This is a genomic window from Aquimarina sp. Aq78 (genome assembly GCF_900299525.1).
In the GTDB taxonomy this organism is placed as follows: Bacteria; Bacteroidota; Bacteroidia; order Flavobacteriales; family Flavobacteriaceae; genus Aquimarina.
On record NZ_OMKA01000024.1, the window covers coordinates 256063 to 281936 of the forward strand.

General features: G+C 32.1%; 22 protein-coding genes and 1 tRNA gene. 12 read left to right on the top strand and 11 right to left on the bottom strand.

Annotated elements, in window-relative coordinates; translation table 11 throughout:
• The first annotated feature begins 549 nt into the window (after positions 1-549).
• Positions 550-996, top strand: coding sequence for a helix-turn-helix transcriptional regulator (locus DG435_RS15750; protein ID WP_106791686.1), 447 nt, complete (start codon positions 550-552; stop codon positions 994-996).
• Positions 997-1006: 10 nt separating this feature from the next.
• On the opposite strand, the gene DG435_RS25585 is transcribed toward DG435_RS15750, so the two are convergent.
• Positions 1007-1177: a hypothetical protein gene (locus DG435_RS25585; RefSeq protein WP_159025489.1), complete on the bottom strand. Its 171-nt coding sequence runs from the start codon at positions 1175-1177 to the stop codon at positions 1007-1009.
• 244 nt (positions 1178-1421) lie between these two features.
• On the opposite strand from DG435_RS25585, the gene DG435_RS15755 reads away from it, so the two are divergent.
• Positions 1422-1919, top strand: a complete 498-nt coding sequence (locus DG435_RS15755; protein WP_106791687.1) for a hypothetical protein — start codon at positions 1422-1424, stop codon at positions 1917-1919.
• Between the two features lie 10 nt (positions 1920-1929).
• Here the strand turns inward: DG435_RS15755 and DG435_RS15760 are convergent, their stop codons facing one another.
• From DG435_RS15760 to DG435_RS15775, 3 genes are all read right to left on the bottom strand, one after another.
• Positions 1930-3114, bottom strand: a complete 1185-nt coding sequence (locus DG435_RS15760) for a site-specific integrase (protein ID WP_106791688.1) — start codon at positions 3112-3114, stop codon at positions 1930-1932.
• 155 nt (positions 3115-3269) lie between these two features.
• Positions 3270-3343 (bottom strand) — tRNA-Arg (locus DG435_RS15765).
• Between the two features lie 175 nt (positions 3344-3518).
• Positions 3519-4856, bottom strand: coding sequence for an SPFH domain-containing protein (locus DG435_RS15775; protein ID WP_106791690.1), 1338 nt, complete (start codon positions 4854-4856; stop codon positions 3519-3521).
• A gap of 381 nt (positions 4857-5237) precedes the next feature.
• Between DG435_RS15775 and DG435_RS15780 the strand changes: the two genes are divergently transcribed.
• The gene (locus DG435_RS15780) at positions 5238-5750 is read left to right on the top strand and encodes an adenine phosphoribosyltransferase (RefSeq protein WP_106791691.1); all 513 of its coding nucleotides are present in this window, start codon (positions 5238-5240) and stop codon (positions 5748-5750) included.
• 54 nt (positions 5751-5804) lie between these two features.
• On the opposite strand, the gene DG435_RS15785 is transcribed toward DG435_RS15780, so the two are convergent.
• The 4 genes from DG435_RS15785 to DG435_RS15800 form a co-directional block, all read right to left on the bottom strand.
• A complete protein-coding gene (locus DG435_RS15785; RefSeq protein WP_106791692.1) occupies positions 5805-6617 on the bottom strand; it encodes a hypothetical protein in 813 nt (270 codons plus the stop codon).
• 112 nt (positions 6618-6729) lie between these two features.
• Complete coding sequence (locus DG435_RS15790; RefSeq protein WP_106791693.1) at positions 6730-6882, bottom strand: SsrA-binding protein; 153 nt, start codon at positions 6880-6882, stop codon at positions 6730-6732.
• Between the two features lie 65 nt (positions 6883-6947).
• Positions 6948-8486: a M56 family metallopeptidase gene (locus tag DG435_RS15795; RefSeq protein ID WP_106791694.1), complete on the bottom strand. Its 1539-nt coding sequence runs from the start codon at positions 8484-8486 to the stop codon at positions 6948-6950.
• A 3-nt stretch (positions 8487-8489) separates the two neighbouring features.
• A complete protein-coding gene (locus tag DG435_RS15800; protein ID WP_024770815.1) occupies positions 8490-8846 on the bottom strand; it encodes a BlaI/MecI/CopY family transcriptional regulator in 357 nt (118 codons plus the stop codon).
• Between the two features lie 292 nt (positions 8847-9138).
• Here DG435_RS15800 and DG435_RS15805 point away from each other — a divergent pair, with 292 nt between their 5' ends.
• The gene (locus DG435_RS15805) at positions 9139-9999 is read left to right on the top strand and encodes a M57 family metalloprotease (protein ID WP_106791695.1); all 861 of its coding nucleotides are present in this window, start codon (positions 9139-9141) and stop codon (positions 9997-9999) included.
• Positions 10000-10111: 112 nt separating this feature from the next.
• Here DG435_RS15805 and DG435_RS15810 read toward each other — a convergent pair whose 3' ends face one another.
• Entirely contained in the window at positions 10112-10861 is a 750-nt protein-coding gene (locus tag DG435_RS15810) for a LytTR family DNA-binding domain-containing protein (protein ID WP_106791696.1), read from the bottom strand.
• Positions 10862-10867: 6 nt separating this feature from the next.
• A complete protein-coding gene (locus DG435_RS15815) occupies positions 10868-12658 on the bottom strand; it encodes a histidine kinase (protein ID WP_159025490.1) in 1791 nt (596 codons plus the stop codon).
• 419 nt (positions 12659-13077) lie between these two features.
• Here DG435_RS15815 and DG435_RS15820 point away from each other — a divergent pair, with 419 nt between their 5' ends.
• The 5 genes from DG435_RS15820 (at position 13078) to DG435_RS15840 (ending at position 18430) form a co-directional block, all read left to right on the top strand.
• Positions 13078-13938, top strand: coding sequence for a M57 family metalloprotease (locus DG435_RS15820; protein ID WP_106791698.1), 861 nt, complete (start codon positions 13078-13080; stop codon positions 13936-13938).
• Positions 13939-14085: 147 nt separating this feature from the next.
• Positions 14086-15039, top strand: a complete 954-nt coding sequence (locus DG435_RS15825; RefSeq protein WP_106791699.1) for a calcium/sodium antiporter — start codon at positions 14086-14088, stop codon at positions 15037-15039.
• 163 nt (positions 15040-15202) lie between these two features.
• Positions 15203-16606, top strand: coding sequence for a S9 family peptidase (locus DG435_RS15830; RefSeq protein ID WP_106791700.1), 1404 nt, complete (start codon positions 15203-15205; stop codon positions 16604-16606).
• 50 nt (positions 16607-16656) lie between these two features.
• A complete protein-coding gene (locus DG435_RS15835) occupies positions 16657-17715 on the top strand; it encodes a sensor histidine kinase (RefSeq protein WP_106791701.1) in 1059 nt (352 codons plus the stop codon).
• Positions 17708-18430, top strand: a complete 723-nt coding sequence (locus tag DG435_RS15840) for a LytTR family DNA-binding domain-containing protein (RefSeq protein WP_106791702.1) — start codon at positions 17708-17710, stop codon at positions 18428-18430. Before DG435_RS15835 ends, DG435_RS15840 begins: the two co-directional genes overlap by 8 nt.
• 98 nt (positions 18431-18528) lie before the next feature.
• Here the strand turns inward: DG435_RS15840 and DG435_RS15845 are convergent, their stop codons facing one another.
• On the bottom strand, positions 18529-19554 hold the full coding sequence (locus DG435_RS15845; RefSeq protein WP_106791703.1) for a glutamine synthetase beta-grasp domain-containing protein: 1026 nt from the start codon (positions 19552-19554) through the stop codon (positions 18529-18531).
• Between the two features lie 218 nt (positions 19555-19772).
• Between DG435_RS15845 and DG435_RS15850 the strand changes: the two genes are divergently transcribed.
• The 3 genes from DG435_RS15850 (at position 19773) to DG435_RS15860 (ending at position 25786) form a co-directional block, all read left to right on the top strand.
• Complete coding sequence (locus DG435_RS15850; RefSeq protein ID WP_106791704.1) at positions 19773-21959, top strand: glutamine synthetase III; 2187 nt, start codon at positions 19773-19775, stop codon at positions 21957-21959.
• Between the two features lie 345 nt (positions 21960-22304).
• Complete coding sequence (locus DG435_RS15855; protein WP_106791705.1) at positions 22305-23828, top strand: hypothetical protein; 1524 nt, start codon at positions 22305-22307, stop codon at positions 23826-23828.
• Between the two features lie 434 nt (positions 23829-24262).
• The gene (locus DG435_RS15860; protein WP_106791706.1) at positions 24263-25786 is read left to right on the top strand and encodes a hypothetical protein; all 1524 of its coding nucleotides are present in this window, start codon (positions 24263-24265) and stop codon (positions 25784-25786) included.
• Positions 25787-25874: the final 88 nt, after the last annotated feature.

Sequence of the window (25874 nt, forward strand, 5' to 3'; positions counted from 1 at the left end):
GCTTAGGGAGAAATAAATCGGGATAGATGATTTTTGTAATAGCTTATCCAGCTTGATGTTCTCTTTGTATTCTTTGTATAATAAAAAGGTGATCAAACACATGAAAATGGTTAAAAAACCAAATAGTATTATTAAAATTTTTAATAGTTCCATAGCTTTAGTTTTTAATGAAAAATAGCCCAATGAGCAGCTGAAGGAAGCTCTCTTATAAATTCAATGGTTACTTTGAATATTCTTTTAATAGTAGTTTTCATGATACCTGATTTAGATCATGTTTTATGTATTTTACCCACTACGTCAGCGTAGTTATAGTTCTGAAGAGTTCTTTTTTACTATATGCTATATTTAAATGAATGTATTTGATAGATTTTGTAAATCTAATTTTTGATAGACGTGGTTTTCCACATGGATTAATACATTACTTTAATTATATTCGTTTGATAGAATGAACTTTAAAACACAAATATAAGTGTAATATTACACTTTTTTATATAAAATTAATGTAAAATTACATTTTATGTTAATTTTTTAGTATTTAAAATTTGGATAATGAATAGTTTAGAGGTTAAAAATAATAGGAAAAAATACAATCTTACTCAAGGTCAACTTGCTAAAATGATAGGAGTTAGCAAAAAAACAATTGCTAATTATGAAGCTGGAGAAACGATTCCAAATACAAAAAGAGTAATATTACATCGTGTTTTTGATGAGCTAAAACAAAATAAACAGGAAACGGAACACGATGGCGATATTTCTTCTGACAAAGAAATCGAATATTTGAAAAAAATAAATAGCTTCTTAGAGAAGGAAAACAAATATATAAGAGAGAATTTTGGAAAAGAGATTAAAGGCCTTAAAGGGATGGTTGAGACTCTTACCAAGGATAATAGCAAACTGAAAGAAGTCGGTACGAAAATCAATAAGATAATAGAAGAATTATCAATAAAGTACCAAATCGATGATGAAATTAAAAAGGTTAAAAATGATGAAAACTAAGATCGGTAATTTATTGATCAATCATTTTTTTTAATTCTTGTTTTAATTTATTTAAGGTTGCAAATTTTAATTTTTCTTTTAGGTCAGTAAGTTTTTTTAGATATGTGCACTTGCTCATCCCATTGAGCCAATATGCTTTTTTAGAAGCGAGAAATTCGCTTTTAATTGTTTTTAATCCCATTTGACAATTGTTTAGTAAAACTAGATTTATATCAACCTATAAATCAGGGGCTTTTCATAAAAGCCGATTTATTGTTTACATCCGATAAATTTTTGGTGGTTAATAGCTTTTTTTAATCGTTAAAAAGCGGGCAGGACTATGAAATTACAAAAAAAGACAGTACTTTTCTTACATAAATTGTTAAAAAACAGATAGTTACGGTTTAACCGTAAATTGTGTGATTGAAGTTTTAAAAGATATGTTCATGAAAACAATTTTACTCATCATTAGTTTGTGTTTATCTAGCTCCTTTTCTTATGGGCAGTGTGATTATTCGAGAAATGAAGTAGATGAATTTACGAAACTTAAAATATTAGAGACTAATTTTAAAGTACTTAGTTATGCTTCTTTTCAGCGTGAAGTAATTAGAATTCAGGGAGTTAAAATTGGTGATCAGAGGGTTTTAAGATGCTATTTTGTTAGTCAACAAATATTTTCGTTGGATGCAGGATCTAAGCTTATGTTGTTGAACAAGCAAGGTGAAGTTATTACCTTACTTAATCCTAAATATCAGGTTGCAAAAGACAATGGTATGGCCACTTGGCATTGCATTGTAAACTACCCTTTGGATTCAGAAGTGTATCAAAACTTAATGGATTTTATTCCTGTTAAAGTTAGGTATTATACAGATGAAGGATATGTACAGCATGAAGTAAAAAGAAAAAGAAGTAAAAGAATTATGGAGATTTTAAGTTGTCTTTAATAGAAGGTTTTTACATCCTTGCGATTTTGATTTGTGCTTTATCTCTTACTTTTTCCGGAAATTTATCTTTGTAGGCAGTATCGATATCGTTTCTTTCATGCCCCATTAATTCTCGCATAATATCAGGATCAACTCCAGCAAATTTTCCAAGAGTTGCGAAGCTATGTCTTACTACTTTACTTGTTAATTTCCCTCCTTTTGGCATTAGTTCAATTTCTAATTTTTTCTTTACTCGTTCTAACTTTCGGTTATGATTACTTCTGAAAGTTTTGTAACCAGTTTCGTCCTTACGCCAAGGAAAGATATACTCACTGTCATCGTCAGTTTTGTATTTATTAATTATTTCTTCAGCTTCAGGTAAAACCTTTACATCAAATTCATATCCTTTAACACCTAATTTTGCTCTTTTAAAAAATGCTCGTCCCTTAACTATCTGTTTCTTTTTTAAATAATAAACATCCACCAAATCAGCCCCGCAAAAATAGAATTGTAGTAGATTTAAATCGACAGCCATCTGTTGTTCTTTTGAAAGCTCTTCGGCTTCCATTATTTTCTTTATTCCTTTTCGATCTAAATATTCATTTTTGTTTCTTCTTATGCGTACAGGTAAATCTAAAAACAAACCTGTAAACGGTCTTGAATCTTCACAAATACCCATACGTACCGCTTTATTGTATATAGCTCTTATTTCATAAAGGTATGTTCTGATTGAGGTGTTTTTTAGACCGTCTTCTTTTTTATGCTGTTTAAAGTTTTCTAATAATGTTCTTGTAATATCTGTAAAGCTCAATTCGGGTGCGAATTTCTCAAGCTGATCGGTTGCATATTGATATGCATCAGCATTACCATTTCTGTTTAACTTTTTCATTCGTTCAATTTCCTGATCAGCAAACAAATAGAAGTTCGTGATTTTACCCTTACTTCCTTCAAAAAAGGACATTCCAGAAATTACACCTTCTAGTTCTTTAAATTTTAAGGATAAAGCTTTTTTCCTATATTCCATGATTAGACCATATAAGTCTTCGTAGTCATCATGAGAAGTTTTGGGTAATTCATGAAGAGTGTTCCAATCTTCAGCTGATGAATATCCTATTGTTTTACGTTTAATTTTCTTTTGGTGAGTAATAATTAACTTAACAGGATATTGGCCTTTAGACTTTCCGTCATTTTTATATAGTTTTACTGTAGCTTTCATAGTTACATTCTTTAAAAAGGCTGTAATTTTCCGTAAACTTTTCGTAAACTTCTTACAGTAAATGTACTATTTTTTGCTGTTTTTAGCTAAATATTGGAAAGCAAAAAAACTGTTAAAAACCAAAAAACCCCAGTTATACTGGGGTTTTGGCTTTGTGACCTCGGCAAGATTCAAACTTGCAACCTCTTGAGCCGTAATCAAGTGCACTATTCAGTTATGCTACGAGGCCTTTTTGCGGGTGCAAATATAGTTGTTTTTTATATTGCTGGCAAAATTTATGTAGACTTTTTCGCAGACAGAAAAAAGCTACTCGATATGTTTCAGATAAACAATACCCAAAAACACGATTCAAGTAGCCTGATAGTATGTGTGTTAAAGAAATGCTACGCTAGAAACAAGTTGATTTATTGACTTTTTCTAGCCATCATTTTTTTAGCCAGATCTGCGCCAATTAATGATTGTAATAAGTTTCCGTTAGCATCTTGTTTACCACCATCCTGTATATAGATCTCTGGTAGTTTCAATTCTTTAAGCTCTCTGGCTATATTTACAGAGGTCTTATATTCCCACTCGGCACGTTCCTGGGGAGTAAGACCGGCACTTACCAGTTTAGCATTTTCATAAGACTGTGCATCTGCCATTGTTTTTTGTGTTTTAGCCTTAAATTGTGCAACTTCATAATTCTTACGTTCCTCGATAAGGTTAAACTCTGCTACTTTGGCTTTTGTTTCGGCTTCGATAGTTTTTTGAATTTGCTCTTTTTCTAATCGAGCACGTTCTGTTGCTTTCTCTGCTTCACCCTTTGCCGTTTCTTTCTGTGCACGGTAGAATTGACGCTCTGCTTGTTGTTTTTCTAACTGTGTTTGTGCTACCTCTTCTTTTTGTAATTGTAATCGTTTGTCAAAGGTAGTTTCCCAATCAATTTCTGTAACAACAGCTTGTACAACTGTAAGACCATAAGCTTTTAAAGAATTTCCTTTTTCTCGTACAGGTTCTCCGTTTACGTATTTAATTCTAAAACGTTTCTGTTTCGACTCTTTATTAGTGATAGTTCTTATTATGGTACTATCACCAATGATTTCTCTGTTTTCATTGGCAAAATACTCTTCTAGTACATACATTCCGTTTTCTAACTGATCTTTAAAATATCGATCAAAATCAGAAGCTTGTCCAGAGATATAATCCTGAGCATCCATTAACTTACACGTATTCTTAATAGATTGGTCAATATTTGGGATGATACGTGATCGAATAAGGTTTTTCTCGGTTTTATTACGATCTGCGACAGATAAAAATTGTGCTTCATCTGCAGTGTTGATACTAACAACTACAGAAGTTGCAATTCTGGCTTTTACCGCATCGCTAAATGCCCAGTATTTTGCTACATCCACATTTGCATACTTGCTTTGTTCTCCAAGTTCACCATTATCTTTATCTGGGATTACATATTTGATAGGTAGCTCGAATTGTATTGGGATCAAACGTCCCCACATTTTGGTATTGATACCTTGATGTACTACAGCTTTTTGGCTACCCCATGGATACTGTACAGCGTAGGCAGTACCAGGTTCTGCATAAAAAAACATATTAGAGATCACACTTAGCACAAAACCAAACCCAATCAATTTAAAATTACGTGATTTGGTAAACCAGTTTAGAGCTTTTAAAGTTGAAAAAAATGGTTTAATAATGAGCATTATGATTCCTGTCAGAATCATTACGATTCCTATAAATGTTAGCATATTAGGTGGTTTTAAAAAATGATTAATTGATTTAATTTTTAGTCACTGAAGAAAGTAGTTTTGTTTACATGATTTCTAGATTTTATAGTTTAAATTAATTGTATTTGTACATTGTCTTTTTAATATATCTGAAAGAAAATTAAGTGCAAAATATTTAGGCTGAAATCCGTAAAGGTAATTATGAATTTATAACTAAAAAGATGATAAATGTTTTAGAGTGTAACTATGATATCTTAATATTGATTAATGAATGTAGTCATAAATATTAATTTTAATTATAAAATGTAACTTTTGAAGGAATGTTTTGTGTGATCTTTTCATTTTGTAGGCGATTTTCATCTTTTTTTAGCCTCTTTTTGTTATTTTCATTATTTTCGGCGAATGAACATACAAGATTATATCAGGGATATTGCTGACTTTCCCAAGCCTGGAATTTTATTTAAAGACATTACTCCTCTATTAGCAAATCACAAAGCCTTGGTAAGCTGTGCAGATCAATTAGCTGGTTTATGCCCAAGTGATATTAAGATTGATAAGGTGATTGGTATAGAAGCCAGGGGTTTTATTATTGGGACTATGATTGCAGAACGTTTGCAAGCAGGATTTATACCTGTTCGAAAAAAAGGAAAGCTACCGTATGATGTAAAATCAAAGAATTATGGTTTAGAATATGGAGAAGATACATTAGAAATACATATCGATGCTATCAAAGCAGGAGAAAATGTTCTGATTCATGATGATGTGCTGGCTACAGGAGGAACAGCAAAAGCAGTATGTGATTTGGTTAAAGAACTGGGTGGAGTAGTAGTACAATGTAATTTTATCATAGAGCTCGAATTTCTTAACGGAAAAGATAAACTTGATGTTCCTAAATCTGCTCTTTTAAAATATTGATAATAAAAAAAGCCTTCATAAGGATGAAGGCTTATCACATTTTTTACAAGAATTTTATTTTTTTGTAGTTGCTATTATAGCACCGTCTTTCGCCTTGTCACCATAAATACTAATTGCGGTTTCTGGTTTAAGAAAATCTACCTCTGCTAACTTGTCTGACTTAGCAAGATTATCCAGAGTGTCAAAATCAACTTCCTTTCCGTCAATAATAATTAATTTTTCGATATCAGGATTATCTACAAAATTAAATTTTTTGGATTTGAAATTTTGAAAATGTGGCATTTGCTGGCCGTTAAAAAAGAAGTTTCCGTCTTCATCTTCTTCAAAGGTAAAAGACTTCATGATCTGATCCTTTAGCTTATGTGCATCAAAATTACCTTTGAAAAATAAAGAGTCATTCTCTTTATCAAAATCAAAAACAAAATTATGTTTCTTCATAATGCTATCCATATCGATTTGCACATGATTAAATCCAGACTGATTTTTCCAGGCAGCAATGTCAAACATACCAGAGTTTGAGATATACAAATTACCATCTTTGTATCCTAATTCTATTTTAGAAATAGGAGCTTGGGAAGAAGAAGAGTATTGGCTTTTCGAATTTCCTTTTTTAAGAACTATACTAAGGCTGGTAATCTCTTTTTTATCGTTGAATTCTATTTTTTTGATAAGCAGTTCAATACCATTTTCTAGAAAGAATGCTTTTAAATCCTCTAATTCTTTTTCTGAGGTGTCTTTGTTTATTACCGCAGTTATTTCGTTAGGTTGAATGTTATCAATTATCAAATCCTTAGCAGAATTTGTTGTGAATGAGGTTAGGGAAAGCATACCTAGCATGCTGATTCCCATAATGATCCATTTTTTCATACTACATATTTTGGTTATTTATAGATGTTATTGCTTCTTCTTTAATTACGAAAAAGAGTTACTAGTGTTGCAAAAAGAAGTATATTTTTATAGAAAAAGATATGCTATAGTGTTAACCTAGAGCTTTTTTAGTAACATATAACCGCCAACCAAATATGAGGAGTTGTAATTTGGATGCTTTAGCAAGATCCAGGCGTTTTTTGGTAAAACTTGGTAGAATTACTTTATTAAGCTTGGCGATAACCGAAAAGAAATGTTTTTGCATGGTCAAAAATACAAAAAACTCACTTGAAGGAAGTGAGTTTTTTAAAGATTTATATCTGGATTGAGTTAGTTCTTTTTGGTAGTAATTTCAATCACTCCATTTTTTGCCTTATCACCATATTTTTTTATAGCTGTTTTTCCTTTATAGACATTCATCTGTTCTATGGTGTCAGAATCTAATTTTTCCATTTCTTTTTTGGTCGTTTTTTTTCCATCTATATAAATTAATGGCTCACCGTCTCTATCACCAGTAAAGTATGCAAAGGTTTTGTTGTCATTGGTGTGTATCTTATAAGTATCCTTGTGATCTCCATTAGTAAAAATGAACTCATTTTTCTTATCTCCAGAATGGATTTTCATTGTTCCTCCTTTTTTGTGTTTACCATCATTATCAACCACCCATATGTGATTTGAACCATTTCCAGATTGGCCTATTTCGATTTTACCGGTTTCACTATCGTATATAATTGCAAAAGAATTAATAGGAGTGTTATTTGATATAGCATAATTGGTCGTTCCTTTTTTAGAAGATATATCCACTCTAATGCTCAGAATTTCATTAGCATCATTTCGTTTGATACCAGAGAATTTAACCTCGAGACTGTAGTCATCTTTTAAAGTATTTTTTACTTTATTAAGGTCTTCTTTTGAAGAACTTTTGTCGACTATAAATTCAATAATTTTTTTTCCTTTTTCCTGATAGAAGATCTGATCAGAAGCTTTTTGATCAACTTTTGTGTCCTGTTTGATTTTAATAACTTCCTGGGTATTAAAACTCCATAAAAATAGACTTAACAAAGGAAGAATAACGGTGATCTTCCATAACTTTTTACTTTGAGAACTTTGTTTGTTTAACATAACAATTCGTTTTTTGATTAATGATTGATAAAAATTATTAGTAATGGTAGAGTAATTATTTGATGATACTTTTAGTAAAGTTAATTGATACTCTTTTCTGGATGTCATTTGGTTTATAGCCTCCCGATCAGCGATAAACTCCAGATTTTGTTCCATGTTTTTTTTGTATAACCAGGCAAAAGGATTTACCCATAGAAATATGAGAAGAAGATTCATTAGTATTAAATCTAGAGTATGCAATTGCTGAACATGTATTTTTTCATGTTTTAGAATCATATCTAATTCTTCTCGAGAATGTAATGCCGGATTGTATACGATCGTATTAAAAAAAGAAAAAGGAGCAATGTCTTGAGTAACTTCAACGAAGTTGAAGCCATCTTCTTTCCTGCTTTGATGATGAGTTAGTAATTTTTTTAAGGATAACAATTGAAGGCAAAAACGAGATAAAAATATAAGAACTCCCAAACCATAAAGAACAGATCCAATTACCCACCAGTTTATAGTTTCGGGAATTATATTTTTTGAAGGAGATTGATGTGTTTCTGTTATGTAAAAAGTTGGGTTTTCAATAAACTTAATAGTTGTAAACTCTATAAATGGCAATAGTATAGAAGTGATAATACCAACCAACAAAAAATGCCTATTTATAGTAAAAAAAGTATCTTTTCTAAGCAATAAAAAATAAACTCCGTAAAATAACGAAAGTAAAATACTGGCTTTAAAAAGATAAATTAAGAAGGTTTCCATAGCTTATTTTTCTTGTTCTATTACTTTTAAAATTTCTCTTAATTCGTCTGCGGTTATCTTTTCTTCTTTGGCAAAAAAAGAAACCATATTTTTATAAGAATCGTTAAAATATTGTTTCATAGCTGTACTTACAAAATTGCTGCGATATTCTTCTTTTGTAATAATAGGGAAGTACTGATGTGTTTTTCCATAGGCTTGATGACCTACATACTTTTTATCCTCGAGATTACGTATGATGGTAGACACAGTGTTATAATGTACAGCATTGTTTAGTTCGGCCTGAACCTCTTTTGCAAAAGCTTTTTTTAGCTTCCATAATGTCTGCATGATTTCTTCTTCTTTATTAGTAAGTTTTTCCATAAGAGAGTATTAATAATAATCAAATGTATAACTATGATTCTAGTTTAACAACTATTTTTGTAGTTATTTAACTATTTATGTAGTTATTAAGAAGGAAAAGAGATGATACTTTTATGCTTGCTAAGTATGGATATACTTCTTTTGAGCGACTTTTTTACTTTGTATAAAGTACTGTATTACAGTAGGTAAAATATGATTTAGTATCAATTTGTTAATAAAAAAATTTTCCGTTACGTAAATGAAATGTTAAGTTTATCACAACAAAATAACACAAACTTAACTTTTATTTAGAATGAAAAGAGTCAAATCTTTAGTGATAGCCACTGCAATGGGTATTACACTAACGCTGGTGTCTTGCGATAAAGACCAGGTTAATACTCCTGTAGAAGAATCCTCTTTAGTTGTCGAAAAAGATGTTTTAAACAAAATCGTAGAATTACATTTTAATCCAAACGGGGTAGAAAAAGTAATGGTAAGTGATATTGACGGCACCAAAAAAGCAATGTATCGTATTGAAGATGATATAATGTTTTCAAAATCTCAAATAATGGATATGGGGCTTCATGGAGGAATTCAAAACAAGCAGTACAGAACTAATAATTTGGTAACATCGACTAATGTTATTCGTGTAGTGGGATATACGGGTAATAATCAATTTGGATTAAGTTCTACAGCTCAGACCGGCTTGCAGTATGCTGTTAATAACTATAATAACGAAAATCTTAGAATTAGATTTCAATTATCTTTCGGAACAAACTGGGGACCTAATGATATCTTGGTATATGTAGATAATAGCATAAATCCAGATCCAAACAGATCAGCAGGGATTGCGGGTTTTCCTAGTAATGGATATCCTTTTACAAGAGTTAGAATTAATAACGGGGCTAATTTAACACAAACAAATCAGCAACTAGAGCATTTGTTGGCTCACGAAATTGGTCACTGTGTTGGGTTTAGACATACAGATTGGGATACCAGAAAAACTTGTAATGAGAATAGTAATGAAGGAGTAGGTAATGATGGTCTTGTGTATATCCCGGGAACAGCTGGTCCTGGTGGTGATCCAAATTCTATAATGAATGCTTGTTATCCTGCAAATACTGATGGAGAATGGAGTAACCTGGATAAAGTAGCACTAAACTACCTTTACTAATCTAGTAACAATAATAAATTAGAGATATAGATATTGATAAAAGACTGTCTTTTGACAGTCTTTTGTTATTTTGTGATATGCAGTGATATGTTATGAATAAGTGAGGAAATTTCTAGATGCGCTTAAGAAGTTCGCGTTTTTTATCTCTAGATATGGATAGTGTTTTTCCATCACTCATTACGATATGTCCACCATCATCATTGCTTAATAATTTGAGATATTGAATATTAATAAGATTGGATTTATGTATCCTGAAAAAGTTAGATTGTGTTAACTTTTCCTCAAAAAACTTGAGGTTTTTTGATACTACCATCTGCGGTTGGTTATTTAGAATGATAGAGGTGTAGTTACCTTCAGCAATACAATACATGATATCTTCAATTTTGATAACATGCAATCCTCTGGTATCTGATAATATGATCTGCGGTGATTCTCTTAAATTATATAAATTTTTTAAGTTTTCTTCTACACTGCTTTTAGAGGCTGCCTCTTTATTTATATACTGAGTTACCTTACTAACGGCTTCTTTAAGTTTTACTGGATCTACGGGTTTTAAAAGATAATCGATCGCATCATACTTGTACCCTTTTAATGCATATTCATCGTGCGCAGATATGAAAATTATTTTGAAATCCATAAGCTCGTGACTAGGAATCATATCAAAAATAGTACTGTTCCCTAGCTGAATATCTAAAAACACGATATCTGGACTAAATTCTTTGAAAAGTTTTTTCATTGATGATTTGTCCCACCCTTCACCAATTACTTCTACTTCGGGACAATATGTTTGTAGTAACAATTTTAAACTGTTTCTAGCCATTTTTTCATCATCGATAATGATACACTTAAGTGATGTACTCATAAGCTGTTAGTTTATAATTGGTAGATTAACGGTAACTCTGGTACCTTTTGATTTTCCATTATCATCCAATAAATCTGTAATTTTCATAGACGTTTTTTTATACCCTACTTTTTTAAGGAGTTTTATCCTTTCTGCTGTATTTCCCGATGCAATCGATAAATGGGTCGTGTTTTTTGATTTTTTATTTAATTCGGCAGACTTTCTTCTACCAATACCATTGTCCTCAATAATACATTGTATACTATTTTTCTTTTTTTGAAATGATAACTTCAATACTTTTTTGTTTTTAGAACTTAATCCATGTATAACAGCATTTTCGAGATGTGGTTGAATAATCATCGAAGGTATTTTAGGGTTAAGTTCTATTAAATCTTCATCAATCGTTAGACTTAATTCGAATTGATCATCAAATCGTTTGTTTTCTAGAATCATATAGGTCTTGATGATCTCTAATTCTTCCTTAAAACTAATATATAGACTATCCGAGTTGGATAATATTTTTCGAATTAATTGAGAAAGCTCTCTCATATGTTCACTCGCCTCGAACTTATCTTTCTGAAGAATAAAACTTTGTAATGTATTGAATGAATTAAATAAAAAATGTGGATTCATTATTGATCGTAATGATTTTAACCTTACCAAACTTATCTCTTCGTTAAGCTGTGATATTTTTAATCTGCTTTTTTGATAAATAGTTAAAAAAAATAAGATGCATATTATAGTGAGAACTCCCGAACTTAAGGCAAGAATTTTACTGTTGTAAACTTGTTTATTTGTTTTTTGATTTTTTTTCTCCAGGTTAGTGATTAGCTTATTTTTTTCGGATAGTATTTTATTATACTCTGATCGAGCGATCTCTTTTTTAAGATTATGTGCATTAAATTTTTGAAGGTAGTTTTCTTTAGCTTTTAAGTATTGAATAGCCGTTTTTAGTTCTCCTTTGATTTCATAAATCTCTGCCAGGTCATTTAAGCTCATTATATTAGAAGGAGGGTAGGCGTTCTCTGTATAACTTATAGATTTCTTGTAGTAATCAATAGCCTTATCCAGATGACCTAGTTTATAATTTAATTCTCCTACAGTATTAAAAAAAAATGATCCAAACCGTTCTTTTTTGCTGTCTGCAATATTGTTTAAATCAATATACTTATCAATAATTCTCGAAGCTTCTTTTAGTTTATTTTGTTTGATATAACCATAGGCAACATTATTAGCAGCTATTTCAAGAGAGTTGTTCTGACTTGGATTTTTTTCAAGAATACCTATGGCTTTATTAGAAAAATAGGCCATCGAATCAGGATTTGTTTTTTCGAATGTAGAAGAAATATTTAGTAGCGAAATAGCCATCCTTTGATCTTCATTCGGGCTAATATATTTAAACGAAGTCTTAAAATTTTTCCTAGCGAGCTCTGGTTCTAACAACTCATTGAATAATGTTCCTTGATCAATTAAAATATTCCATTTAAAATGTTCTTTTTCAGTAATGTTAGAAAGGTCAATAGCTTTGTTGTAATACTCTAATGCTTGTGAGTATTGATCTTTTTTTTGCATTTGCCAGGCTAGCATAGCGTATACTTCTATACGACAATCAATATTGTTGTTGTCTGTGCAATATTCCAGTAAATGAGATAGCTCATCAGTATCAGTGTTTTTTGATTGATTATAGGTATAAAACTTTAATAAGTTTAAATCACTTTTGATAATACTATCTTTATGATTTGATTGTCTAGCCTGTTCTTGTTTTTGTTTAAGATTCGTAAGTATTGAATCCTGAGATCTTTTTTTTGAATCAATCACTATTGTGTCTTTTGCGAAAACTGACATAATAGAGAACAATCCGAATAGAAAAAACAATACGATTATATATCTGTTTGTTGTCATATCTGTGATCTATGGTAAGTAAAATTACGAAACTAATGAAGTTATGCTGTATGTATTACGATTTTATTGTTTGGAAAAAAAATAAACTGTGATTTGGTGTAAATAAGCCTGTCATTGATGAAATAAGCTTTAGAACTTACCCTGTAAATACCATGTAAAACATTGCTTGCTAATGTGTTATTGTGCTTTTAGCGTTAAAAAAATACGGGTTTATTACTGTTTGTTGTTAAAAAATAACAGTTTATGTAAAGAAATTGACGGTTCATGTAATACGATTGAGTTTTAAGAGAATTTAAGAATATATTGTTAAAGTTTTAACATAAAATACAAACTCAATGAAAAATTTTAAAACCCTTGCAGTAGTGTTCACTGCTGCTACACTATCAGTTTTTACATCTTGTGAAAAAGAATCTCCAGAAAATGCAGAAGATCAGTCTTCACAAGAAATCTCAAAAGATGTTTTAAATAAAATAACAGCATTACATTTTAACCCTAATGGTGTCGAAAAAATTACTTTGAACGATATCGATGGAACCCAAAAAACCGCATATAAGATTGAAGATGATATTCTTTTTACCGAAGATCAACTAATGAATATGCAGCTTCATGGTGGTATTCAAAACAAACAATATAGAACTAACAATATAGTAACTGCCACTAATGTTATTCGTGTTGTTGGGTATACAGGAAACAATCAATATGGGTTAAGTTCTACTGCACAGACAGGTCTTCGATATGCGGTTGACAATTATAATAATGAAAACCTTAGTATTAGATTCGAATTATCCTTCGGAACAAACTGGGGTGCCAGAGATATATTAGTGTATGTAGATAATAGTATAAACCCAGATCCAAACAGATCAGCAGGGATTGCAGGTTTTCCTAGTAACGGATACCCTTTTACAAGAGTAAGAATTAATAACGGAGCAAATTTAACACAAACAAATCAACAACTAGAACACTTATTAGCTCATGAAATTGGTCACTGTGTCGGATTTAGACATACAGATTGGGATACCAGAAAAACATGTGGCGAAAATAGTAACGAAGGAGTAAGTAACGATGGCTTAGTGTTTATTCCAGGAACAGCAGGTCCGGGAGGAGATGCTAATTCTATAATGAACGCTTGTTATCCTGCAAATACCGACGGAGAATGGAGTAATTTGGATAGAGTAGCTCTTAATTTTCTGTATTAGAAAATTTAGCAAGAATAGTTGTATACCCCTTAACTTACTTGCTAATATGTAGAGTTATATTATCAAATAGCATCCTGAAATACGGATGCTATTTTTTTTGAGAAAAGTTTCTATATAATAGTATCTTCGCAAACAAAATTAAAATTTATGGTTGCCAGTATATTGTACGTTATTATAGGACTTATACTTCTTGTTGTGGGAGGAGAATTTTTGGTGAGATCCTCTGTTGCCTTGTCTTTTAGACTTAAATTGTCTCGTATGGTTATTGGGTTAACTGTAGTTTCTTTTGCTACCTCTGCGCCAGAATTGCTTGTGAGTATTCAAGCAGCAATGGATGGATTGTCAGATATATCTTTAGGTAATGTAGTAGGGTCAAACATAGCCAATATTGGTTTGGTATTGGGTATTACTGCAATAATAAGCCCTTTGGCTATTGATAAGGACTTTTATAAATTTAATTGGCCAGTAATGGTACTGTTATCGTTTGTTTTATATCTCTTTTTAGAAAATGATGCAATTTTAACTCAGTTTGAAGGACTTATATTGTTATTGTCTCTAATAGTATACCTGTTCATTTTGATTCGAAGAGCTAGAAAATCTTCAAATGCAACGGCAGAAGAAGTAGATGATTCTCTTCAGAAAACATCTAATTTTAAAATTATAATTTGGCTACTCATAGGTGGGGCTGCATTATATTTCGGTTCAGAATTATTGGTGAGTGGAGCAGAAACTATTGCCAAAAGAATGGGAGTTAGTGAAGGGGTAATAGCAGTTACTCTTATTGCAGTGGGAACTAGTGTGCCAGAGTTAGCTGCTTCTGTTATTGCAGCGCTAAAACAGGAGAAGGCAATCTCACTCGGTAATCTTATAGGATCCAATATTTTCAATATAGCTTCGGTATTAGGGATAACTTCATTAATTCAGCCCATTGCAGTAAAAGATGGAACACTAATGAGTGTAAATATTTATTGGATGCTTGGTTTTGCCATGATTTTACTTCCATTGGCTTTTGTGCCTAAAAAGATGATCCTGGGGCGCCCAAAGGGTCTATTGATTTTTGCAGCATATTGTATTTTTATTGCTATGGTTTTTATAAAATAAAATACGCACGTAGATTGATGTTAAGCATATTTTTTTGTTAAGAAAGCAGATAAATAATAACAGTATTGCCATCTATCATTGCATATTTACCATTCATCATAATTTGAACTATTATCTGTAGATGTTCATATATTTTTGATTGTAAATCAAAAAGAAACTAATTATGATGTCATTAGTTAAATGGATAATCGGGTTATTAATAGCTTTTCTTTCTCATATTATAAATGCGCAGGAAATTACCGGGATTTGGAATGGAGCAATTAAAGTTCAGGGAACCGAACTTCCTATGGTTTTTAAGATTAAAAAAGAAGGAGATGCATATGTGTCTACCTTAAAAAGCCCAAAACAATCAGATCAAGAGATTCCGGTAGATAAAACAACATTTGTAGATCAAAAACTCATTATCGAAGCTAGCGCATTTAAGGTTGTCTACGAAGGGGTGTTAGAAAATCAGGAAATAAAAGGAGTCTTTGATCAAGCAGGGAATAAATTCCCTTTAGACCTAAAGAGAGGTGATGTTGTGACTAAAGTTAGACCGCAAGACCCCAAAAAACCATATCCATATAAATCAATCGATGTTGTTTTTAAGAATACAGAAGCCAGTGGTATTAAGTTATCGGGAACGCTAACTTTGCCAAAAGACAAAAAAAAACCACCAATTGTTGTTTTAATTTCGGGATCCGGTCCACAGAACAGAAATGAAGAAATTAAAGCAGCCAATCACAGACCCTTTTTAGTGCTTTCAGACTTCTTAACTCGCCAGGGAATTGCAGTATTACGATACGATGAAAGAGGTGTGGCAAAAAGTGAAGGAGTTTTTAAAGGAGCAACTTCTGTTGATTTAGCGTCTGATGTCGAAGCTGCAATTAGATTTCTTAAAAGCAGAGATGATGTTGATGTAAATAAGATCGGTCTTGTTGGTCATAGTGAAGGAGGTTTTATAGCACCAATGGTAGCTTCTGAAAATAAGGAGGTGTCGTTTGTTGTGCTTTTGGCAGGAACCGGTGTTGACGGCAAAGATGTATTATTATCACAAATGAAACTTAGTGCCGAATTAGAAGGTATTTCTTCAGAAATAATACAAATCAATAACAAATTTACCGAGATTGTATTAACATCAATTCAAAAAGAAAAGGATGTAGAGGTGATGAAGGCTATGTCTAGAGAAGAGATGACCACATATCACAATACTTTAGATGATAGCATGAAGAAGGCGTATCCTCTGTCAATGTTAGAGCAACAACTTTTTGAATTCATTAAAGATCCCTGGATGCGTTATTTTGTTAGAACAGATCCAAAGCAGTTTTTATCAAATGTAAAAACTCCTATATTAGCAATTAACGGTAGTAAAGATTGTCAGGTAATAACTGATCTTAACTTGTCCAGAATTGAAAAAATTCTAAAAAAATCGGGGAATAAGGATGTAACAATAAGTGAGATTGAAGGTTTGAATCATTTATTTCAGACTGCAAAAACAGGTTCAGAATCTGAGTATCCCAATATTGAAGAAACTTTTGCTCCAGAGGCAATGAAAATGATTAGTGAATGGATTCTGAAACGATTTTAATTCCTTGAAAATCATATAGCCGCTAGAGTTATAATAAACAGTATTACGATTTGAATACACTAAAAATTTCAAAAAAGAACTGGTTTTGGATTTTACAACTTTTAGGTTGGGGGATTCCTGGTTGTCTTATTGTGTATACAAAGTTTAATTATGAAAAAACATTATCTCATACCTATATTGTTTCCGAAGCAATCTTATTTACCGGTGCAGGGATATTGTTCTCTTCGTTGCTATGGTTGTTGATAAGAAATAAAATTCTCATAGAAATTATAAGTGTTAGAGTAATTGTTAGAATACTTCTGACCTACATGCTTATATGCTTGTCAATGACAATATTTGTAGAAGTTTTGGTTTATTTGTTATATGTAAATATTGAGAACAAAGAATTAGATAGATCTTTAAATGATTATATTCTCAATTTTATCAATATCTCTGTGATTTTATTTTTTTGGCTGATTCTTTATTTCTCAATAAATTCAATTCTAAGAGCTCAAAAAGGAAAAGTAGAAGGCTTGCGATTAAAGAGTACATTAAGAGAATCCCAACTTAACACACTCAAAGGTCAAATTAATCCTCATTTTATGTTTAATAGCCTTAATAATATTAGAGCATTAATGTTAGAAGACGTGCATAAATCCCGAGAAATGATTACTAAATTATCAGAATTATTAAGGTATTCATTAAACAGTAACAAAGTAGATAAGATAACTCTTGAAGAAGAAATTGAGATCGTTAATAATTATATCGAATTGTCAAAAATTCAATTAGAAAAGCGATTGCGGTATCATGAAGAAATTGAAGAAGGTATATTAGATATAGAGATTCCTCCTATGTTGATTCAGATGTTAGTAGAAAATGCTATAAAACATGGGGTTTCTAATCAAATTGAAGGAGGGGTAGTATCTTTAAAAATAAGAATAGAAAATAATGATTTGCAAATCGAGGTACATAATACAGGAGAGCTAAAAGAAAGTGGCTCTACTACAAGAATTGGGCTTCAAAATATTTCAGAAAGACTACGGTTGTTGTATGGTGCAACATCTTTTTTCGAATTGAAAGAGGAAGGTAAAGAAGTAATTGCCAGAATAAAAATACCATTAGATGAGTAATACTGCTGTTATTGTCGAAGATTCACGTTTAGCACGTAATGAGTTAAAAGAGTTGCTTAAAAAGTATCCTTTTGTAGAGGTTATTGGTGAAGCCGAAAATGTGGATCAGGGGTATGAACTTATAACAAGTACGGATCCAGATATTTTATTCCTGGATATTAATATGCCAGAAAAAAATGGTTTTGACTTATTAGAAATGCTAGATCAGGTGCCTCTGGTTGTTTTTACAACTGCTTATGATGAATATGCAATTAAGTCGTTTGAGTATAATGCGTTTGATTATTTGTTGAAACCAATTAATGAAGAAAGATTTTCTAGGACGATAGAAAAAATACAAAAAACTATAGAAGAAAGGAAAACTTCAGAATCAAAAGAAAAGTTATCAGAAACCAGCCAGATTTTTATTAAAGAAGGAGAAAAATGTTGGTTGGTAACTATATCAGAGATAAAACTTTTTGAAGTAGTCGGAAATTATACAAGAGTATACGTTGATCAAGAAGCTCCATTAATTTATAAATCTCTAAATCAAATAGAGCAAAAACTTCCCGCAAAAACTTTTTTTAGAGCCAACAGACAACAAATCATTAATCTTAACTTTATAGAAAAGGTTGTTCCTTGGTTTAATGGTAAATTAAAAGTTACCATGGATTCAGATTTAGAAATAGAAATATCGAGAAGACAATCTATCAAGTTTAGAGAGCAATTAGGATTGTAATTTGTATTAATACAATAAAAAAAACACCTTTAGGAATTTTCTAAAGGTGTTTTTGGTGGTTAACCAACTTAGTTAGTTAAATTACATACAATAAATTGTTATGCCATTACAGCTGCAACATCTGCTGTTTTAACAGTGGTTACAATTCTAGCAGCAATTTTATATGGATCACCGTTAGAAGCAGGTCGACGATCTTCTAGCCAACCTTTCCATCCTTTTTCTACGGTAATAATAGGAATTCTTATAGATGCTCCTCTGTCTGATATTCCATAAGAGAATTCATGTATAGACTGTGTTTCATGCTCGCCTGTTAATCGTTGGTCATTAAACTCACCGTATACAGCGATATGTTCTTTGGTAACAGGTCTGAATGCTTCACAAATAGTTTCATAAACTTCTTTAGAACCACAAGTTCTTAATACTTCGTTAGAAAAGTTTGCATGCATACCAGAGCCATTCCAATCACCTTTAATAGGTTTAGGGTGATATTCTATATAATATCCGTAATGTTCGGTAAGACGATCTAATAGATATCGAGCTATCCATATTTCATCTCCGGCTTTTTTAGCTCCTTTAGCAAACAGTTGAAATTCCCATTGCCCACTGGCAACTTCTTGGTTGATTCCTTCAAAGTTAAGTCCGGCAGCAATACACAAATCAGCGTGTTCTTCAACAAAATCTCTTCCATGTGTGTTTCTACCTCCCACTGAGCAGTAGTACATACCTTGTGGACCTGGGTAACCACCAACAGGAAATCCTAATGGTAATTGTGTTTTAGAATCCATAATAAAGTATTCTTGCTCAAAACCAAACCAAAAATCATTATCATCATCATCGATTGTTGCTCTTGCGTTAGATTCGTGGTGAGTTCCATCAGAATTTAAAACTTCTGTCATTACCAGGTATCCATTTTTTCTTGCAGGATCAGGATATATAGCAACAGGTTTTAATAAACAATCAGAAGAACCGCCTTCTGCTTGTCTTGTAGAACTACCATCAAAAGACCACATTGGACAATCTTCTAGCTTTCCGCTAAAGTTTTCTTCAATTTTTGTTTTACTTCTTAAGTTAGCAGTTGGTTTATAACCATCTAGCCAAATGTATTCTAATTTAGCTTTACTCATAATTAATACTTTATAAATTGAATTGTTACAAGGGGTAAAATTAATTTATATTTTGGTATTACCAAAAAAATAGGGGGTATATAATCATATTCATATTAATTTTTATTGATACCCTATTTTTTTAGGGGGTGTTTTTAATAATTATTAATTTTGAAAGAAAATATTTTTTATATTATCAATAGAAACTTCTTATATCTTTGTATAAAACTCACTTAATTATGTCAACACTCAGATTTCAAGCACTAAAAGAAACGTTACATCGTAAACCTGTTATAGTTACAGAAACAGAACGTCGATCTGTATTATTTGGTAACAATGTATTTAATCAAACAACAATGCTACAGTATCTTACCAAAGATGCGTATAGTAGTGTAATGGATGCCATAGAGCATGGTTCTAAAATTGATCGCAAGATTGCTGATCAGATTTCATCTGCGATGAAAGAATGGGCACTTTCTAAGGGTGTGACGCATTATACGCATTGGTTTCAGCCATTAACAGGGGCTACGGCAGAAAAACATGATGCCTTTTTTGAAACCACAGGTAATGGGCAAGCAATCGAAAAATTTGGAGGAGGACAATTGGTACAACAAGAACCAGACGCATCTTCTTTCCCTAATGGAGGTATTCGTAATACTTTTGAAGCTAGAGGATATACGGCATGGGATCCTACTTCTCCTGCTTTTATTTATGGTACCACATTATGTATTCCAACTGTTTTTGTTGCCTATACAGGGGAAGCACTTGATTATAAAACGCCATTATTAAGAGCTTTACAAGCCGTGGATAATGCCGCAACAGGAGTTGCTAAATATTTTGACAAGAATGTAAAGAAAGTTAATGCTTCTTTGGGCTGGGAACAGGAGTATTTTTTGATTGATAGCGCATTGGCATTCTCCAGGCCTGATATCGTTATGACGGGTAGAACACTACTTGGTCACTCTTCTGCAAAGGGACAACAATTAGACGATCACTATTTTGGAAGCATCCCTATCAGGGCTTTGGATTATATGAGGGATTTAGAAACAGAATGTATGCTGCTTGGTATTCCTGTTAAAACACGGCACAATGAGGTAGCTCCTAATCAATTTGAGTTAGCTCCTATATACGAAGAAACGAACCTGGCTGTTGATCATAACTCTTTATTAATGGATGTTATGGATAAAGTGGCAGCGAGACATGACTTAAAAGTATTATTGCATGAAAAGCCGTTTGCAGGAGTAAATGGTTCGGGAAAACATAATAATTGGTCTTTGGCAACAAATACTGGTGTAAATTTATTAGGCCCAGGAAAAACACCGATGAGTAATCTTCAATTTTTGACTTTTTTCATCAATACTATTAAAGCTATTAATGAAAATGAGGAATTAATGAGAGCTGGTATTGCTTCGGCTAGTAATGACCACCGTCTTGGAGCTAATGAAGCTCCACCGGCTATTATGTCTGTATTTATAGGAGAACAATTAACAGCTGTGCTTAAAGAATTAGAAGGAGTTACTAATGGGAAATTATCTCCACAAGAAAAAACAGATCTTAAATTAAACGTAGTAGGAAAAATACCTGAGATTTTATTAGACAATACAGACCGTAATAGAACCTCTCCTTTTGCTTTTACTGGAAATAAATTTGAATTTAGAGCTGTAGGATCCAAAGCAAATTGTGCAAATCCAATGACAATTCTTAATACTATTGTGGCTAAACAGCTAGTAGATTTTAAGAAAGAAGTTGATACATTGATTGATAAAAAAGAACTCAAAAAAGACGAAGCGATATTTAATGTGCTAAGAGAGTACATAAAACAATCCAAAAATATACTTTTTGAAGGAAATGGGTATGGCGATGAATGGGAAAAAGAAGCTAAGAAGAGAGGGTTAAGTAACAATAAAACTACTCCAGAAGCATTAAAAGCTAAGGTTTCTAAGAAAAACCTGAAGCTTTTTGAGGAAATGGGTGTTATGAATAAGGTCGAAGCCGAAGCTCGTTATGAAATTGAAGTCGAAGAATATGTATTAAGAATTCAGATAGAGGGTAGAGTTTTGGGAGATATTGCTCGAAACCATGTGATTCCTACTGCAATACGGTATCAAAATATGTTAATTAATAATGTCTCTGGACTAAAAGCATTATATGATAAAGATTTCAAAAAATATGCTAAGGAGCAAATGGAAATCATAGAAGAGATTTCGGGGCATATTGGGAAAATTAATACCAAGGTTAATGAAATGACCGAAGCGCGTAAAAAAGCAAATAAACTCGTAGATCTAGAGAAAAAAGCTTCCAGTTATTGCGATAAAGTAAAACCTCTATTTGATGAAATCAGATATAGTTGTGATAAATTAGAGTTACTTGTAGATGATGAACTATGGCCGTTAACAAAATATAGAGAGCTACTTTTTACAAGGTAGGTAAGAATTAACTCACAAGTATTGTTTCTGATGAATTAGTTAACTAAAAATTAACATTTTAACAACTCTTTAAAAACCATAGGAATTTATATTTCTATGGTTTTTCCGTATGCATTTCATCGAATGTAAAGCAAGTGTATTGTAAATAGACTTAATATTTTCTTAAATTTGAATAATATCATAATGGTTGTAATTCATTTTGATATTCCCTCCCTTAACCCCAAGCATATATTTTCATGTTAGTCAAAATGTAGATTAGGTTTTTCTAATATTCCTTTATCGTGTAATAGTTTTTATATAAAAATCATATTAATCACTTATTAACCACTTAAATTTATATTATACATGAAAACAACAGTTTTTAGTCTGGTAGCTTTATTAGGCACCACGGCAATGATCGCACAATCGAACAATAGTTCTGTTACACAGACAGGAGAAAAAAATTTTACTAATGTTACTCAAATAGGAGTTTCTAATTCTTCTTTAACTATTCAAAATGGGATAAGCAATAATGCAGAAACTATACAAGGGAGTAAGGAGTTTAACTCTAGTAGTGGGATTGTAAAACAAATTCAAACAGGAAATAAGAACTCTACCTATGCCCAACATGAAGAAAAGAATAATCGAATAAACCAGGTGCAAATTGGTAATCGTAACTCCTTAGATACTAGACAAAATTTAAAATATGAAGGAGGAAATAATATAGCAAGACAACGTCAAAAAGGAAATAGGAATGATGCTATAATATCCCAAGAAGGAATATCTAATTCTGCGTTTCAGGTGCAAATAGGTAAAGGTAACTCTGCTTCTTCGAAGCAATTAGGAAGCAATGACCTTAGTAGGCTTATGCAGGTAGGGAACTTTAATACTGCTTCGGTTTTTCAAGAGGGAGACAACAATAATTCTTTACAGAGACAAACAGGAGTTTCTAATATGGTTAAGGCTAAACAATTGGGTAAAGGTAATCTTCTGCGCCAAATCCAACGAGGAGGTGGGAATGCAGGAACTTCTATGCAAGGAAGTAGTCTTTTTGATTCTAGAGAAGGTAGAATTGAGCAAGTGCAATATGGAAATGAGAATTCAGCTTTTGCAAATCATGAAGAAGATAGAAATACTATTCTTCAAGGACAAGGGGGAGATGGAAATGATGCCAGGGCTGAGCAAAATTTAATTCGTTTTGGAGGTAAGAATTTTACAATTCAAATACAGAATGGTTATGGTAATTCGGCTATAGCAGCACAAGATGGAAATGAAAATCGTTTAAGCCAGTCACAATCTGGTAACGAAAATAGAGTCTCGGCAACGCAATTTGGGGTAAATAATGTGCTTTTTCAAAACCAAACAGGAGTAGATAATGAAGCAATTTCTGAACAAGGAGGATTTTTATTTGCCTCTAGAGGTGGGATGGTGAATCAATTTCAGTATGGTAATAGCAACAAAGCATTTGCTCAGCAAGAGGAAGATAAGAATTCAATACTACAAGCTCAGGTTGGAAACAGGAATAGTGCTTCTGCAACTCAAAACATTTTATTTTTTGGTGGAAAAAATACTGTTAAACAGGCTCAAGTTGGAAATGGAAATATTGCCGAAGCTTATCAGGAAGGAAATTCGGATTTGAATTTAGTAGGAGAGAATAATCTAATTAATCAAATTCAAATTGGAAGTCAAAATAAAGTTACTTCATCTCAAAATGGAATAAATAATGTAAACGATATTTTACAGTCTGGAAACATGAATATAGCAGAGGATACTCAATTTGGTATAAGTAACGATGCATCACTAACTCAGATAGGAGACATGCATATGAGCACAATTCTTCAAACAGGAACTAATAATACTGCTAATGTGACTCAAGGAGGGGCTAATTAGGTAAGGAGGTGATTGCTTTTTTTCCTTGATTTTTTAGACTTGAAAAGGTAATCAAATCTTTTTTGTCATAGAAATGGTGTTGATTTTTATAAGTAAGTAAGAATTAACCTACTATTTTTTTTTCAAGTAAATTTTAGTAAAAAAATGATATTTGATAAACCCTTTAAAAACCATAGAAATCTATTTTTCTATGGTTTTTTTACATGTATTTCATCGAATAGTTGGGAAATTGATAATAATAGCTTTAATATTTTCCTAAATTTGATAATGTCAAAATGGTCGTCATACTTTTGATTATACCCCCCCAGGTCCCAAAATATATTTGTTTTACTGAATAATAATGAAGATTAGATTTTTCTGATCTTTATCGTTCTTGTGCTGTAAAATTTTTAAGTAAAGTAACTCAATTTAATCACTTTTAATATATATTACGTATGAAAAAATTAGTTTTTAGCCTAGCAGCTTTATTAAGCGCTACGGCAATGATCGCACAGTCAAACAACAGTAATGTTACTCAAACCGGGGACGATAATATTGCTAATATTTCTCAGGTAGGAGCAACTAATTCTTCTTTAACAACTCAAGAAGGAAAAGCTAACAATGCAGAAGCCATCCAAGGTACTGCAGCATTTAATTCAACTAATGGAGTTGTAGAACAATCTCAAACAGGAGATAAGAACTCGGCTTTTGCTCATCATGAAGAAGCTGATAATCAGGTGTATCAAATACAGGTAGGTAATGGTAATTCTGCTAGAGCTACTCAAAACTTGGCATTTGAAGGAGGAGGCAACGTAGCTAATCAACTTCAAGAAGGAGATAGAAACGAAGCCACAGTATCTCAAGAAGGATTAACCAATACTGCTATTCAGGTTCAATTTGGAGATGGCAATTCAGGATCTTCAAGTCAAGAAGGAATAGATAACTTTAGTGAACTTAATCAAGAAGGAAACTTTAATACAGCATCTATCACACAAGTAGGACAGAACAATCTTTCTTCACAGTCACAAATAGGAGACGCTAATATAGCTACTGCAGGACAGTGGGGAAATAATAATTCTGTAAGTCAAGACCAAGAAGGTGGAGGTAACACTGCAAATTCTGTTCAAGGTAGTACTCTTTTTGATTCTAGAGGAGGAAGAGTAGAGCAAGTACAAGCAGGTGATGAAAATAACGCGTTTGCTAATCATGAAGAAGATAATAACACTATTCTTCAAAGTCAGACAGGAGACTCTAATGATGCAAGTGCAGAGCAAAACCTAGGATCTTTTGGAGGAGACAACTTAGCTACACAAGTACAAGAAGGTAATAGTAACGTAGCTACAGCATCTCAAAACGGAAGTACTAATATTTCTGATCAATCTCAATCTGGTGATGAAAATGTTGCTTCGACAACACAATCAGGAACAAACAATACAGCTATCCAAAGTCAAACAGGAGTTGGTAACAATGCAACTTCTATACAAGGAGGGACATTCTTTACTTCTAGAGGTGGTCTTGTAGATCAATTCCAGTCTGGTAATGGTAACGAAGCATTTGCTAGACACGAAGAGGATAATAACGTTGTAGTACAGACTCAATTAGGAGATAGAAATAATGCTTCTGCTACTCAGAACCTTATAAACTTTGGAGGAGAAAATACTACAAGACAACTTCAACTAGGAAATGGTAACGTTGCTGAAGCTTCTCAAGAAGGAAGTTCAGATTTAAATTTAGCTGGAGAAAATAACCTTGTTAGCCAAATTCAGTTTGGTGATGAAAATAGAGCTGCTTCAACTCAAAATGGGGCAAGTAATACAAGTGATATTTTCCAATTTGGAAATATGAATGTCGCTACAGATACTCAGGTAGGAACAGGTAACAATACTTTTGTAACTCAGTTAGGAGACATGAACACTAGTGTGATTCTTCAAACTGGAGTGAATAACGATGCTACTGTAACTCAAAATGGTTCGAATTAATTAGATTCGAATAAACTTTAATATCATTATAAGAGTTATACTCAATTTGAGTATAACTCTTATCTTGATTTTTTTAAATTCTGAAAAA

What these genes read in the sequence shown, in the direction of transcription:
- DG435_RS15785 (WP_106791692.1), bottom strand. Translation starts at nt 6,617, where the DNA reads ATGAAAAAATGGATCATTATGGGAATCAGCATGCTAGGTATGCTTTCC.
- DG435_RS15795 (WP_106791694.1), bottom strand. Translation starts at nt 8,486, where the DNA reads ATGGAAACCTTCTTAATTTATCTTTTTAAAGCCAGTATTTTACTTTCG.
- DG435_RS15780 (WP_106791691.1), top strand. Translation starts at nt 5,238, where the DNA reads ATGAACATACAAGATTATATCAGGGATATTGCTGACTTTCCCAAGCCT.
- DG435_RS15845 (WP_106791703.1), bottom strand. Translation starts at nt 19,554, where the DNA reads ATGAGTAAAGCTAAATTAGAATACATTTGGCTAGATGGTTATAAACCA.
- DG435_RS15850 (WP_106791704.1), top strand. Translation starts at nt 19,773, where the DNA reads ATGTCAACACTCAGATTTCAAGCACTAAAAGAAACGTTACATCGTAAA.
- DG435_RS15855 (WP_106791705.1), top strand. Translation starts at nt 22,305, where the DNA reads ATGAAAACAACAGTTTTTAGTCTGGTAGCTTTATTAGGCACCACGGCA.
- DG435_RS15860 (WP_106791706.1), top strand. Translation starts at nt 24,263, where the DNA reads ATGAAAAAATTAGTTTTTAGCCTAGCAGCTTTATTAAGCGCTACGGCA.
- DG435_RS15830 (WP_106791700.1), top strand. Translation starts at nt 15,203, where the DNA reads ATGATGTCATTAGTTAAATGGATAATCGGGTTATTAATAGCTTTTCTT.
- DG435_RS15810 (WP_106791696.1), bottom strand. Translation starts at nt 10,861, where the DNA reads ATGAGTACATCACTTAAGTGTATCATTATCGATGATGAAAAAATGGCT.
- DG435_RS15840 (WP_106791702.1), top strand. Translation starts at nt 17,708, where the DNA reads ATGAGTAATACTGCTGTTATTGTCGAAGATTCACGTTTAGCACGTAAT.
- DG435_RS15825 (WP_106791699.1), top strand. Translation starts at nt 14,086, where the DNA reads ATGGTTGCCAGTATATTGTACGTTATTATAGGACTTATACTTCTTGTT.
- DG435_RS15800 (WP_024770815.1), bottom strand. Translation starts at nt 8,846, where the DNA reads ATGGAAAAACTTACTAATAAAGAAGAAGAAATCATGCAGACATTATGG.
- DG435_RS15750 (WP_106791686.1), top strand. Translation starts at nt 550, where the DNA reads ATGAATAGTTTAGAGGTTAAAAATAATAGGAAAAAATACAATCTTACT.
- DG435_RS15755 (WP_106791687.1), top strand. Translation starts at nt 1,422, where the DNA reads ATGAAAACAATTTTACTCATCATTAGTTTGTGTTTATCTAGCTCCTTT.
- DG435_RS15760 (WP_106791688.1), bottom strand. Translation starts at nt 3,114, where the DNA reads ATGAAAGCTACAGTAAAACTATATAAAAATGACGGAAAGTCTAAAGGC.
- DG435_RS15820 (WP_106791698.1), top strand. Translation starts at nt 13,078, where the DNA reads ATGAAAAATTTTAAAACCCTTGCAGTAGTGTTCACTGCTGCTACACTA.
- DG435_RS15790 (WP_106791693.1), bottom strand. Translation starts at nt 6,882, where the DNA reads ATGCAAAAACATTTCTTTTCGGTTATCGCCAAGCTTAATAAAGTAATT.
- DG435_RS15805 (WP_106791695.1), top strand. Translation starts at nt 9,139, where the DNA reads ATGAAAAGAGTCAAATCTTTAGTGATAGCCACTGCAATGGGTATTACA.
- DG435_RS15775 (WP_106791690.1), bottom strand. Translation starts at nt 4,856, where the DNA reads ATGCTAACATTTATAGGAATCGTAATGATTCTGACAGGAATCATAATG.
- DG435_RS25585 (WP_159025489.1), bottom strand. Translation starts at nt 1,177, where the DNA reads ATGGGATTAAAAACAATTAAAAGCGAATTTCTCGCTTCTAAAAAAGCA.